Origin of the sequence: Nocardioides sp. JS614 (assembly GCF_000015265.1) — a bacterium.
In the GTDB taxonomy this organism is placed as follows: domain Bacteria; phylum Actinomycetota; class Actinomycetes; order Propionibacteriales; family Nocardioidaceae; genus Nocardioides.
Genome location: NC_008699.1, coordinates 1850590 through 1863523, shown reverse-complemented (window position 1 = coordinate 1863523; position 12934 = coordinate 1850590). Strand labels below are relative to the sequence as shown.

The 12934-nt window shown below is 71.8% G+C and carries 10 protein-coding genes and 1 tRNA gene; 1 reads left to right on the top strand and 10 read right to left on the bottom strand.

The genetic code is table 11. The annotated features are described in order from the left end of the window. Nucleotides 1-7: 7 nt before the first annotated feature. The 10 genes from prfA to argS all read right to left on the bottom strand — a co-directional run bounded on the left by prfA (nt 8) and on the right by argS (nt 12573). Nucleotides 8-1081 carry a peptide chain release factor 1 gene (prfA, locus tag NOCA_RS10275; RefSeq protein WP_011755211.1) on the bottom strand — a complete coding sequence of 358 codons (1074 nt, stop codon included), beginning with the start codon at nt 1079-1081 and terminating at the stop codon, nt 8-10. Nucleotides 1082-1176: 95 nt separating this feature from the next. Further along, the gene (rpmE, locus tag NOCA_RS10270) at nt 1177-1404 is read right to left on the bottom strand and encodes a 50S ribosomal protein L31 (protein WP_011755210.1); all 228 of its coding nucleotides are present in this window, start codon (nt 1402-1404) and stop codon (nt 1177-1179) included. A gap of 143 nt (nt 1405-1547) precedes the next feature. After that, nucleotides 1548-3233 (bottom strand): sensor histidine kinase, encoded by a 1686-nt coding sequence (locus tag NOCA_RS25715; protein ID WP_049774300.1) that lies wholly within the window; start codon nt 3231-3233, stop codon nt 1548-1550. Between the two features lie 192 nt (nt 3234-3425). After that, the gene (locus NOCA_RS10260; RefSeq protein ID WP_011755208.1) at nt 3426-3797 is read right to left on the bottom strand and encodes a response regulator transcription factor; all 372 of its coding nucleotides are present in this window, start codon (nt 3795-3797) and stop codon (nt 3426-3428) included. 96 nt (nt 3798-3893) lie between these two features. Next, entirely contained in the window at nt 3894-5690 is a 1797-nt protein-coding gene (gene rho / locus NOCA_RS10255) for a transcription termination factor Rho (RefSeq protein ID WP_086000429.1), read from the bottom strand. 481 nt (nt 5691-6171) lie between these two features. Next, the gene (thrB, locus tag NOCA_RS10250) at nt 6172-7074 is read right to left on the bottom strand and encodes a homoserine kinase (RefSeq protein WP_011755206.1); all 903 of its coding nucleotides are present in this window, start codon (nt 7072-7074) and stop codon (nt 6172-6174) included. A 9-nt stretch (nt 7075-7083) separates the two neighbouring features. After that, nucleotides 7084-8181, bottom strand: coding sequence for a threonine synthase (thrC, locus tag NOCA_RS10245; protein ID WP_011755205.1), 1098 nt, complete (start codon nt 8179-8181; stop codon nt 7084-7086). Continuing rightward, a complete protein-coding gene (locus tag NOCA_RS10240) occupies nt 8178-9503 on the bottom strand; it encodes a homoserine dehydrogenase (RefSeq protein ID WP_011755204.1) in 1326 nt (441 codons plus the stop codon). Before NOCA_RS10240 ends, thrC begins: the two co-directional genes overlap by 4 nt. Continuing rightward, entirely contained in the window at nt 9503-10903 is a 1401-nt protein-coding gene (lysA, locus tag NOCA_RS10235) for a diaminopimelate decarboxylase (RefSeq protein WP_011755203.1), read from the bottom strand. The genes NOCA_RS10240 and lysA overlap by 1 nt, the downstream gene beginning before the upstream one ends. A 5-nt stretch (nt 10904-10908) precedes the next feature. Next, nucleotides 10909-12573, bottom strand: coding sequence for an arginine--tRNA ligase (gene argS / locus NOCA_RS10230; RefSeq protein WP_041546454.1), 1665 nt, complete (start codon nt 12571-12573; stop codon nt 10909-10911). 129 nt (nt 12574-12702) lie between these two features. On the opposite strand from argS, the gene NOCA_RS10225 reads away from it, so the two are divergent. Further along, nucleotides 12703-12775: transfer RNA gene (locus NOCA_RS10225), tRNA-Arg, on the top strand. Nucleotides 12776-12934 lie beyond the last annotated feature (159 nt).

The following is a 12934-nucleotide window of genomic DNA, read 5'->3' as shown; positions in this document are numbered from 1 at the left end:
CGGGCGCTCACTGCTCCAGCGCCTCGAGGCGGGCGGCGAGGTCGGCCTCGACGCAGGAGTCGAGGACCGGTTGGAGGTCGCCGTCGAGCACCTGGTCGAGGTTGTAGGCCTTGTAGCCGGTGCGGTGGTCGGAGATCCGGTTCTCGGGGAAGTTGTACGTGCGGATGCGCTCGGAGCGGTCGACGGTGCGGACCTGGCTGCGTCGGGCCTCCCCCGCCTCGGCGTCGGCCTTCTCCTGGGCGGCGGCCAGCAGCCGGGAGCGCAGGATCCGCATCGCCTGCTCGCGGTTCTGCAGCTGGCTCTTCTCGTTCTGGCAGCTCACGACGATGCCGGTCGGCAGGTGGGTGATCCGGACCGCGGAGTCGGTCGTGTTCACGCTCTGGCCGCCGGGCCCGCTGCTGCGGAAGACGTCGATGCGCAGGTCGTTCTCGTCGATCTGCACGTCGACCTGCTCGGCCTCAGGCAGCACGAGCACACCGGCTGCACTGGTGTGCACCCGGCCCTGCGACTCGGTGACGGGGACCCGTTGGACCCGGTGGACGCCGCCCTCGAACTTGAGCAGCGCGTACGGCGCCTCCCCCGGCTCGGGCGTCCCTTTCGCCTTGACGGCCACCGTCACGGACTTGTAGCCGCCGAGGTCGGACTCGGCGGCGTCGAGGACCTCGACCTTCCAGCCCCGGGCCTCGGCGTAGCGGGTGTACATCCGGAGCAGGTCGCCGGCGAACAGGGCCGACTCCTCACCGCCCTCGCCGGACTTGACCTCGAGGATCGCGTCCTTGTCGTCGGCGGCGTCTCGGGGGACGAGGAGCCGACGTAGCCGCTCCTCGACCTCCTGGCGCCTACCGGTCAGGGCCGCGGCCTCCTCGGCGAACGCCGGGTCCTCCTGGGCGAGCTCGCGGGCGGCCTCGATGTCGTCGTCGAGCTGCTGCAGCTCCCGGTACGCACCGATGATCGAGGACAGGGCGGCGTAGCGCTGGTTGAGCTGCTTGGCGAGCCGGGCGTCGGCGTGCGTCTCGGGCGCACCGAGCCGCTGCTCGAGATCGGCGTGCTCGGCGAGCATGCCCTCCACGGCTTCGAACATCGGCGACCTCTCGGTGGTGGACCGGACGGGCTCCGGCACATGAAACAGGCGCCGGTCCCCCGCACGTGTGCGGAGTGACCGGCGCCTGGGAACAGCTACTTCTTGGCGTCAGCAGCAGCCTTCTTGGCGTAGCGGGCCTCGAAGCGGGCGACGCGACCGCCGGTGTCGAGGATCTTCTGCTTGCCGGTGTAGAACGGGTGGCACTGCGAGCAGACGTCGGCGTGGATGGTGCCGGAGGTCGCGGTGCTGCGGGTGGTGAACGTCGCGCCGCAGGTACACGTCACCTGGGTCTCGACGTACGCGGGGTGGATGTCCTTCTTCATGGTGTCCTCTCATCGGCCGCCGGGTCGCCTCTCCCTGCGAGAGCCGTGAACCGGAGCCAGCACACGATTGTGTCACGGGTCCCAACGCCGCGGTAATCCGCGTTGTTCCCCTGCCGGGACCGGAACCGTTGGCGCGGCTCCGCTCAGCGTCGCCGGGGGAAGGCCGGCACGATCCGCGGCGGTGCGTCCGTTCCGTCCGTGTCGCCCGCCGGGCGTTCCGGGTCGGCGGCGTCGACCACCTCGACACCGGCACCGCGGGCGCCGCGCGCCCGCAGCGCGGCGGCGCGCGCCTCCTCCTCCGCCACGATCTCGTGGGGCAGCAGTGGCGGCAGGCCGTCGCCGTGCCGACGGAGCCGGACGACGACGCTGGTGCCCTCGCCCTCCTCGGACTCGATGACGACCTCGCCGGAGTGGCGGTCGATGATGGTCTGGGTGATCCGCAGGCCCAGCCCGGTGCCGGCGATCTCGTTCGTCACCGCGTTCGACGCCCGGAAGAACCGGGTGCCGAGCCGCTCGATCTCGGCGCCCGGGATGCCGATGCCGTGGTCGGTGACCCGCACCTCGACCTGACCGCCCAGGACCGTGAGCACGACGTCGACCGTGCCGTCGTCGTGGCTGAACTTCACCGCGTTGCTGAGCACGTTGAGCAACGCGCGGTGCAGCATGGCCCGATCGGCGAGCACCGGTACGACGTCCTCGGGGGTGTCGACCTCGAGGCGGATCCGGCGCCGGGCCGCGGTGATGCGGACGTCGGTCACCGCCTCCCGGACCAGCAGTGCGAGGTCGACCGGCTCGAAGTCGCTGCGGCGGCCCTCGGCGCGCGAGAGGGCGAGCAGGTCGTCGATCAGCGCCTTGAGGCGGGCCACGTTGCGCCGGGTCGCCTCCAGCATCCGCTCGTGCGGCGGATCCATCCGGCCCTCGAACTCCTCGGCGACGAGCTCGAGGTAGCCGCTGATCGTGGTCAGCGGCGTGCGCAGCTCGTGGGAGACGTTGGAGACGAAGTCGTCGCGCGCCGTGTCGAGGCTGCGCAGCTCGCTCTGGATCCGGCCCTCGACGGCGCGGGCCCGGCCCTGGGCGTCGGCGAAGGCGTTCAGCGCCGACGCGACCGCACGCACCTCCTTGGGCCCCAGCTCCTTGGCTCGTACGTCGTGGTCCTGCTTGGCCATCCGCTGCACCACCTGTTCCAGCGCCAGCAACGGCTCGGACAGCTCGGTCATCAGTCGGCGCCGGGAGCGGGAGATCACGTACCAGGCCGCGCCGGCGAGGAGGACCACGGCAAGCACGGTCCCCTTGAGGCGGAGCGACGCGTCGGCGCGCGCCTGGCGCACCCGGCTGTCGAAGGCCTGGGTGGTGTCCTGGTGAGCGCTACGGACCGCCTCGAACGCGGCGGCGCCGGACCGCACCTGCCCGGCCGCGGGAGGGGTCCCGCCCTCGGCGTCGATCCGGGGCTGAGCGAACCGCTCGATCCAGGCCTGGGCGACCCGCTCCTGGCGGGTCACCAGCATCTCCAGCTCGTCGTCGCCGTCGGCGAACCGGCGGACCTTCTGCTGGTCGGCCGGGAACCGCACCAGTGCCTGCGTGAACCGATCGGCCGCGGCCCGCTGGCCGGAGGCCGACCACGACTCCACGGCGGCGGACATGTCGGTGAGGTCCTGGTAGACGTCCTGGTTGGCGGCGGCCGCCGGCTGCAGGTCGTCGGTGAGGTGGTTGACCGCCGCCGTCGACAGCACGACGCCGAGGACCGCGATCAGAGCCATCAACGCGGCCATCGCGGTCACGCGCACGATCACCGGCTGGACCAACCGCGCGACCGGACGGCCCGCACTCATGCGCGTACTCGCTCGCTGCGCTCGCTCATGGCTCGACCACACCCCTCGCGCGTCCCCCACGGACGCGCCGACTCCCACAGTGTCCACGCACGGACTCCCCACGCACGGACTCCCCGCACACACCGTCAGAGTGCCCCCCGCACCCCTGCCGAGGAGCGTATCGCCGCCGGGCTCCCCGCGGTGCCGATTCGGTCAGACCGAACGGGTGAGCAGTGCCTGCACCCGCGAGGCGAGCTCGCGGGGGCTGAAGGGCTTGGTGATGTAGTCATCGGCGCCCGAGTCGAAGCCGGTCTCCACGTCGGACTCCTGGGCCCGAGCGGTCAGCAGGATCACCGGCAGGTCGGCGAGCGCCGGGTCCGCGCGGATCGCCCGGATCGCGTCGAGTCCGGAGACACCGGGCATCATCACGTCGAGGACCGCGAGGTCGGGGCGCTGGGCCTGACACGCCTCGATCGCCGCCGCCCCATCCGACACCGCGACCACGTCGTGGCCGAGCGTCGACAGCTTGAACTCGACGAGCTCACGGATGTCGACGTCGTCGTCCGCGACCAGAATCCGAGCCACTCAGGTCCCCTTCCCTCGGGCATGTGCGTGCGCAGCCTATCCGGCATCGCGTCCAGCGAAAGCGTAAGACGGCGTTGGCACGCGTGCCGGCTGTTCTCAGTCTTCGCGCCCGCCGGTCGGGGTCGGGGTCGTCTTCTGGACCTGCATCAGGAACTCGATGTTGGTCTGGGACTTCTTCAGCCGCTCCAGCAGGAGCTCGAGCGCCTGCTGGCCGTCGAGCCCGGAGAGCACCCGGCGCAGCTTCCAGACGATGGCCAGCTCCTCCTTGCTCATCAGGAGCTCCTCGCGGCGGGTGCCGGACTGGACCGCGTCGATCGCGGGGAACAGTCGCTTGTCGGCAAGGTCGCGGCGCAACCGGATCTCCATGTTCCCGGTGCCCTTGAACTCCTCGAAGATCACCTCGTCCATCTTCGAGCCGCTCTCGATCAGGGCCGTGGCGAGGATGGTCAGCGAGCCGCCGTTCTCGATGTTGCGCGCCGCACCGAAGAACTTCTTCGGTGGGTAGAGCGCGGCCGAGTCCACACCACCGGAGAGGATCCGGCCGCTCGCCGGCATCGCGAGGTTGTAGGCGCGCCCCAACCGGGTGATGCCGTCGAGCAGTACGACGACGTCGTGGCCGAGCTCGACCAGCCGCTTGGCCCGCTCGATGGCGAGCTCGGCGACCATCGTGTGGTCGCTGGCCGGACGGTCGAAGGTCGAGGAGATGACCTCACCCTTGACCGAGCGCTCGAAGTCGGTGACCTCCTCGGGCCGCTCGTCGACCAGCACCACCATCAGGTGGCACTCGGGGTTGTTGGTGGTGATCGAGTTCGCGATCGACTGCATGATCATGGTCTTGCCGGCCTTCGCCGGGGACACGATCAGGCCGCGCTGGCCCTTGCCGATCGGGGCCGCGATGTCGATGACCCGACCGATCAGGTTCGTCGGCTCGGTCTCCAGCCGCAACCGCTCGGAGGGGTAGAGCGGGGTCAGCTTGGCGAAGTCGACCCGCCCCTTCGCGATCTCCGGATCGGCGCCGTTGACGCTGTCGATGCGGACCATCGGGTTGAACTTCTCCTTGCGCTCGCCCTCCCGGGGCTGGCGCACCTGCCCGACGAGCGCGTCGCCGCGGCGCAGCCCGAACTTGCGCACCATCGAGAGCGACACGTACACGTCGTCAGGGCCGGGGAGGTAGCCGCTGGTCCGCACGAACGCGTAGTTGTCGAGAACGTCGAGGATGCCCGCGGCCGGCACCAGGACGTCGTCCTCGAGGATCGTGGTGTCCGGCTCGTTGCGCTGACCACCGCCGGTGACCCCCCGACCGGTACGGTCACGGTCGCGACCGCGACGCCGCCGGTTGCGGCGACTGCCCTCACCCTGGTCCTCGCCCGCCCGGCCCTGGTCCTGGTGCCCCTGGTCCTGGTGTCCCTGGTCGTGATGGTCCTGATCCTGGTGACCCTGGTCCTGCTTCTGGTCCTGCTTGCCCTGGTCCTGCTTCTGGTCCTGCTTGTTCTGGGCCTGCTTCTGGTCCTGCCGCTTGGGCTGGCCCTGCTTGTTCTGGTCCTGCTTCTGGTCGTGGTTCCCCTGACCCTGGCCGCGGTTGCGCTCGCGCTGCTGGTCCCGCTGCTGGTCCCGCTGGGCCTCGTCGGGCCGCTGGTCGCGCCGCGGCTGCTCCTCCGACCGCTGCTGCTGCGGTCGCTCCGGCTGGGTCCGCTCCTGCGGGGCCTGTTCCGGCTGGGTCCGCTGCTGCTCGCTCCGCTCCTGCTGGGCCTGCTGCTGCTCGCCGCGCTCCTTGGCCGGCCGGCCGCCGCTCTGGTGGGCCTTGATCGCCTCGACCAGCTGAGCCTTCTTCATCGAGCCGGCGCCCGAGATGCCCATGCCTGCGGCCATCGCCTTGAGGTCGGCCAGCAGCATCGAGCTGAGCCCGCCGCCGCGCTTCTTCGCGGGCGCCGCCTCGGTCGGTTCGGTGCCGGGGTCGATGGTCTCCGTCACGTGAGGTCCTTCCCACGTATCAGTGCCGAGCCGGCCCGCGGCCGGTGGCGTCTGGTCATTGCTTCCTCGTCCACCGGCGCTCACGAAGGAGGCGGCCGAGCAGGCGTGACAACCACGGTCGGCACGAGGTCGAGGAAGGGGGTGCACGGTGCCGATGCCCCTCAGGGCGACCGGCGGGTGCTGCTCCGGAGAGCTCCGGAGCGCGGCCAACATACCACCGGCGCGCTGCGGTGTGACATCGGGCACCACGCCGCGTCCCACGGCCCGGCTCTCCCGGTGCATCCGTGGGTCGCTCGTGCCGGGCCGGCGGTGCGTGAGCAACCGTTCCCGGGGCCGGTTCGGTGGCCAGGACACCCCGCCGTACCCACGGAAGTGTCAGGAGAGCCGGCCGGCCGAGGCAGCCTCAGGTGGACCGGGCACCGTCGCGATCGACGGTGAGGTGGTGCGCCACCCAGCCCGCGGGGCAACGGTCCGCCAGCGCACCGGCCGCCGAGGCGTCGGTGAACGCGAGCACCGTCGGACCGGCGCCGGACACGGTCGCCGGCACGCCGTCGGCCCGCAGCGCGTCGACCAGGGCCAGTGACTCCGGCATCGCGGGGCGGCGGTAGTCCTGGTGGAGGTAGTCGCGGGTGGCCAGCCACAGGTGCTCGGGCTGGCCGGCGAGCGCCGCGACCAGCAGCGCCGTACGCCCGGCGTCAGCGGCCGCGTCGGCATGCGGCACCGCCGCCGGCAGCAGGCCGCGGGCGACCTCGGTGGCGACCGGGGTCGGCGGCACGAAGACGACGGTCTCGATGCGCGGGTCCACCGGGGAGGACACGGCGTAGAAGTCGGTGCCCTCGTCCCGGCCGGCGATCACGAACCCGCCGTGGAACGCGGGCGCGACGTTGTCGGGATGGCCCTCGATCCGCGCGGCCATCCGGAACAGGGTCGCGTCGTCGACCAGCAGGGCTCCCCCGGCGACCAGGGCGCGGGCCAGGACCACACCGCCCACGATCGCCGCCGAGGACGACCCGAGGCCGCGGCCGTGCGGGATCGCGTTGCGGCACGTCAACCGCAGCCCCGGTGGGCGCCGGCCGAGCAGGTCGAAGGCCGCGTGCATCGAGCGCACGACCAGGTGCGTCTCGTCGAGCGGCACCTCGTCGGACCCCGAGCCCGACACCCGGACCTCGAGACCCGCGCCGAGCACCTCGGCCTCGATCTCGTCGCGCATCGACAGGGCCAGGCCGAGCGAGTCGAAGCCCGGCCCGAGGTTCGCGGAGGTGGCCGGGACCGACACCCGGACCGGCCCGTCGACGAAGGTGACCACGCCGGCCCGTTACGCGAGACCGGCGGCCTGCGCCGCGGCGGTCACCTCGGCGTCGATCACGGTGTCGACGATGCTGTTCCCGCTCTCGGTGAAGCCCTCGAGCGCGGTCGCCGTGTCCTTGAGACCGTGCCCGGTCACCGTCACGACGACCGTGCTGCCGCGGTAGTCCTCGCCGGCCGCGAGCTCCTCGAGCAGGCCCGCGATGCCGGCGGCCGACGCGGGCTCGACGAAGACGCCGTCCCGGGAGGCCAGCTCGCGCTGGGCGGCCAGGATCTGGCCGTCGCTCACCGCAGCGAACCGGCCGCCGGACTCGTCGCGCGCCGCCGCGGCGAGCTTCCACGATGCGGGGTTGCCGATCCGGATCGCGGTCGCGCGGGTCTCGGGGTCCGGGAACGGCTCACCGGTGACCAGGGGTGCCGCCCCCTCGGCCTGGAAGCCGCGCATCACGGGTCTCTTGGTGGCCCGGCCCCAGTCGGCGTACTGGGTGTAGCCGAGCCAGTACGCCGAGATGTTGCCGGCGTTGCCGACGGGTAGCAGGTGGAAGTCCGGGGCGTCGCCGAGGAAGTCGACGATCTCGAACGCCGCGGTCTTCTGGCCCTCGAGCCGCACCGGGTTGACCGAGTTCACCAGCGCGACGGGGTAGTCCCATGCGAGGCCCTTGGCCAGCCCGAGGCAGTCGTCGAAGTTGCCGCGCACCATGATCACCTGGGCGCCGTGCAGGATCGCCTGGGCCATCTTCCCCGCGGCGATCTTGCCCTCGGGCACCAGCACGAGGGGCTTCAGCCCGGCCTTCGCGGCGTAGGCCGCCATCGAGGCGGACGTGTTGCCGGTCGAGGCACAGACGACCGCCTCGGCGCCCTCGTGCTTCGCGACCGAGATCGCGGCGGTCATCCCGCGGTCCTTGAAGGACCCGGTCGGGTTGCCGCCCTCGACCTTGAGCCAGACGTCGGCGCCGGTCCGGCCGGAGAGCCACTCCGAGAAGACCAGCGGCGTGCCGCCCTCGCGCAGCGTCACCGCCACCGTGTCCTCGGGGATCTGCAGCAGCTGCCGGTACTCCTCGATCACACCGCGCCACTGGTGGGTGGGCGTGAAGCCGGTCGGATTCACTCGGTCGCCCCCTCGACACGCATCACGGACGTCACCTCGCGCACGATGTCCATCTCGCGCAGGTGCTCGACGGTGGCGCGCAACGCCGCGTCGGTCGACTCGTGGGAGACGACGACCAGCTGCGCGTCGGCTCCCCGACCCTCCTGCCGGACGGTCTGGATCGACACGCCGTTCTCGGCGAACGCCGTCGCCACCGAGGCGAGGACGCCGGCGCGGTCGTCGACGTCGATCGCCACGTGGTACCGGGTCAGCGTCTCGCCCATCGGCAGCACGGCGCGGTCGGCGTACGCCGACTCGCCGGCGCCGCGGGTGCCCGCGAGCCGGTTGCGCGCCACGGTGACGAGGTCACCGAGGACCGCCGACGCGGTCGGCGCACCACCGGCCCCGGGGCCGTAGAACATCAGCTGGCCGGCGGCCTCGGACTCGACGAAGACGGCGTTGAACGCCTCGCGCACCGAGGCGAGCGGGTGGTCGCGCGGGATCATCGCCGGGTGCACCCGGACCGCGACCGCGCTCTGCCCGTCCTCGGTCACGCGGAGCTCGCAGATCGCGAGCAGCTTCACGACGCTGTTCATCTCACGCGCGGACTGGACGTCGGCGGCCGTGACCTCGGAGATGCCCTCGCGGTGCACGTCCGAGGCGGTGACCCGCGAGTGGAAGGCGAGGGAGGCCAGGATCGCGGCCTTGGCAGCGGCGTCGAAGCCCTCGACGTCGGCCGTCGGGTCGGCCTCGGCGTACCCGAGCTCCTGGGCCTCCTCGAGCGCCTCGGCGAAGCCGGCGCCCGAGCTGTCCATCCGGTCGAGGATGAAGTTGGTGGTGCCGTTGACGATGCCGAGCACCCGGGTCACCCGGTCTCCGGCCAGCGACTCGCGCAACGGGCGCAGGATCGGGATGGCCCCGGCCACCGCAGCCTCGTAGTAGAGGTCGCGGCCGGCCTTCTCCGCCGCCTCGAACAGCGTCGGCCCGTCCTCGGCCAGCAGCGCCTTGTTCGCGGTGACCACCGACTTGCCGTTCTCGAGGGCGGCAAGGATCAGCGAGCGGGCCGGCTCGATGCCCCCGATGACCTCGACCACGAGGTCGACGTCCTCGCGGGTGACGAGCGCGGTGGCGTCGGTCGTGATCAGCTCCGTGGGGACCTCCACCTCGCGCGGCGCCTCCGGCCGGCGTACGGCGACGCCGGCCAGCTCGACCCGCGCACCGACCCGGGCTGCGAGGTCGTGCGCCTGCTCCTCGAGCAGCCGGACCACCTGCGACCCCACGGACCCGCAGCCGAGCACGGCTACTCTCAGCGCCTTCTCTGCGGCGAGCTTGTCGCTCTCCATCACTGATCACCCATGTCCGTTGCCAACAGGTCGTCCTCAGTCTCCCGGCGAACCACGACGCGCGCGACTCCGTCCCGCACCGCGACCACCGGCGGACGCAGCGCGTGGTTGTAGTTGGAGGCCATCGAGCGACAGTAGGCGCCGGTGCCGGGGACGGCCACCAGGTCGCCGGGGCGGACGTCGGCGGGCAGGAACTCGTCCTTGACGACGATGTCACCGGCCTCGCAGTGCTTGCCGACGACCCGGGCGAGCACGGAGCCGCCGATCGTCGACGGCCGGGAGGCCAGCGTGCAGGAGTAGTCCGCGTCGTACAGGGCGGTGCGGATGTTGTCGCTCATCCCGCCGTCGACGGAGACGTAGGTGCGCACCGCCCCGCCGTCGAGCTGGACGGGCTTCACGGTCCCGACGGTGTAGACGGTGCACATCGCCGGACCGACGATCGCGCGACCGGGCTCGATCGACAGGCGCGGCTCGGGGATGCCGAGGGCCCGGCACTCGTGCTCGACGATCTTGGTCATCGCAGGTGCCAGCTGCGCGGGTTCGGCCGGGTCGTCCTGCGTCGTGTAGGCGATCCCGAACCCGCCGCCGAGGTCCATCTCGGGCAGCGTGACCCCCAGCTCCTGGGAGATCCGCGCCTGCAGGGCCAGCACCCTGCGGGCCGCGACCTCGAACCCGGAGGAGTCGAAGATCTGGCTGCCGATGTGCGAGTGCAGGCCGAGCAGGTCGATCCCCGGCGCGGCCTCGGCCCGGCGGGCCGCCTCGAACGCGTCCCCGGAAGTGATCGAGAACCCGAACTTCTGGTCCTCGTGCGCGGTGGCGATGTACTCGTGGGTGTGCGCCTCGACGCCCGCCGTCACCCGGATCATCACGCGGGCGGGCAGGCCGCTGTCGGCGGTGATCATCTCGAGCCGGGCCAGCTCGTCGAAGGAATCGACGATGATCCGCCCGACTCCGGCCGCGAGCGCGCGGCGCAGCTCGGTGACGGTCTTGTTGTTGCCGTGGTAGCCGATCCGGGCCGGATCGAAGCCGGCCCGCAGCGCCACGGTGAGCTCGCCGTTCGAGCACACGTCGAGGCACAGCCCCTCCTCCTGCACCCAGCGCGCGACCGTGGTGCAGAGGAACGCCTTGCCGGCGTAGAAGACGTCGTACGCCGCGAATGCGTCGCGGAACGCCCGCGCACGCATCCGGAAGTCGGCTTCGTCGAGGACGTAGGCCGGGGTGTTGACGTTCGCGACGACGTCGGGGACCGACAGGCCGCCGACGTGCAGGACGCCGTCGACCTTGTGCGCGGTCGACGACCACAGGTGCGAGACCAGGGCGTCCGGATCTGCGGGCGCCTGCAGCCAGGCGGGACCGCGGAGGGCGCCGGGCGCGTGCGCCCAGCCGGCTTCGTGGCTCATCCGTCCTACATCCGCTCGGGTGCGGAGACCCCGACCAGGTCGAGGCCGTTGGCCAGGACGGTGCGGGTGGCCGCGACGAGCACGAGCCGGGCGCGGTGCAGGTCACCGGCTTGCTCATCGCCCATCGGCAGCACCCGGCAGTTGTCGTAGAACCGGTGGTAGACACCGGCCATGTCCTCCAGGTAGCGCGCCACCCGGTGCGGCTCGCGCAGCTCCGCGGCGGCGGCGACCACCCGGGGGAACTCCGCCAGCGCGCGCAGCAGCTCACCCTCCTTGGGGTGGGACAGCAGCGCCGGGTCGAAGTCACCGGTCGACCAGGCGATGCCGAGGTCCTCGGCGTTGCGCAGGATCGAGGCGATCCGGGCGTGGGCGTACTGCACGTAGAACACCGGGTTCTCGCTGGACTGCTTGGTGATCTCGGCGATGTCCAGCGTGAGCGGCGAGTCGGCCGGGTAGCGGGCGAGGGAGTAGCGCAGCGCGTCGGTGCCGATCTCGTCGATCAGCTCCTCGAGGGAGACGATCTCGCCGGCCCGCTTCGAGAGGCGCACCTCCTCGCCGCCCCGGACGATCTTGACCAGCTGGCCGATCAGCACCTCGATGTTGCGCTCCGGGTCGTCCCCGGCGCAGGCGGCCATCGCCTTGAGCCGGCCGACGTAGCCGTGGTGGTCGGCGCCGAGCAGGTAGATGCAGCGGTCGAAGCCGCGCTCGCGCTTGTTCACGTAGTAGGCGGTATCGCTGGCGAAGTAGGTCAGCTCGCCGTTCGACCGGATCAGCACCCGGTCCTTGTCGTCACCGAAGTCGGTGGTCCGCATCCACAAGGCACCGTCGTCCTCGTAGAGGTGCCCCTGCGCCCGCAGCTTGTCCAGCCCGGCCGCGACGTCATCGCTGTCGTGCAGGCTGCGCTCGGAGAACCACACGTCGAAGACGGTGTTGAACCGGGCCAGCTGCTCCTGCTGCTGGGCGAGCTGGAGCGCGTAGCCCTGCTCGCGGAACGCGACCAGGCGCTCCTCGTCGGGGAGCTCGAGGATCGCCGGGTCCTCGGCGACGATCTGCCGCGCGAGGTCCGCGATGTAGCCGCCGTGGTAACCGTCATCGGGGGTCGGCTTGCCGAGCGCGGCGGCCTCGATGGACGCACCGAAGAGGTCCATCTGGTTGCCGCGGTCGTTGATGTAGAACTCGCGGGTCACGGTGGCCCCGCCGGCCTCGAGCACGCGGGAGATCGCGTCGCCCACGACGGCCCAGCGGGTGTGGCCCAGGTGCAGCGGCCCGGTCGGGTTGGCCGAGATGAACTCGACGTTGACCCGCTCGCCGCGCAGCACGTCGGTGTGCCCGTACGCCGCGCCGGCGTCGACGATCTCAGCCGCCACGATGCCCTGGGCACCGGCGGCGACCGTGATGTTGAGGAAGCCCGGGCCGGCGATGTCGACCCCGGCGATGCCGTCGGTCTGCTCCAGGCGCTGCTGGACCAGCGTGGCCAGGTCGCGCGGGTTCATCCCGGCCTTCTTGCCCAGCTGGAGGGCGACGTTGGTGGCGTAGTCGCCGTGCTCCTTGGATCGCGGACGCTCCACCGTCACGTTCGCAGGGACGCCGTCGGGGAGGGTGATCGCACCCTCGTCGGACAGCGTCGTCAGTACGTCGACGATCGCGGTGGAGAGCTGCTCTGGAGTCACCGGTCCAGGGTATCGGCGCCCGGGCTCGCGCCTCGCACCGATATCCGCCCTGGGACGCGACCGGTCGATTGCGCGTCCGTCCCGCGTCGGTTGTAGGGTGACGGCGCAGCCTCGCCGCGCGGGGCCGCTGCCTCCGTAGCTCAGGGGATAGAGCACTGGTTTCCGGTACCAGGTGCCGCAGGTTCGAATCCTGCCGGGGGCGCTTTCTTCTTTCCACGGTCGGGCGTGGTCCCCTCCCGCGGCGTCGGCCCTTCACTGGACCACGGTCCGATCCGGTCTCGTCCTCATTGGCCCGCCACCAGCTGGCCGAGGCGGGGCACACCGCCGAGGGTCGAGCAGCGAACGCCAGCGACGGACTCGA

Excerpts from the sequence above, each read along its gene's own strand:
- prfA (WP_011755211.1), bottom strand. The coding sequence starts at position 1,081 with ATGTTCGAAGCCGTGGAGGGCATGCTCGCCGAGCACGCCGATCTCGAG.
- rpmE (WP_011755210.1), bottom strand. The coding sequence starts at position 1,404 with ATGAAGAAGGACATCCACCCCGCGTACGTCGAGACCCAGGTGACGTGT.
- NOCA_RS25715 (WP_049774300.1), bottom strand. The coding sequence starts at position 3,233 with ATGAGTGCGGGCCGTCCGGTCGCGCGGTTGGTCCAGCCGGTGATCGTG.
- rho (WP_086000429.1), bottom strand. The coding sequence starts at position 5,690 with ATGCTGCTGGCCGACCTCAAGGCGATGGCCGCAGGCATGGGCATCTCG.
- NOCA_RS10240 (WP_011755204.1), bottom strand. The coding sequence starts at position 9,503 with ATGGAGAGCGACAAGCTCGCCGCAGAGAAGGCGCTGAGAGTAGCCGTG.
- lysA (WP_011755203.1), bottom strand. The coding sequence starts at position 10,903 with ATGAGCCACGAAGCCGGCTGGGCGCACGCGCCCGGCGCCCTCCGCGGT.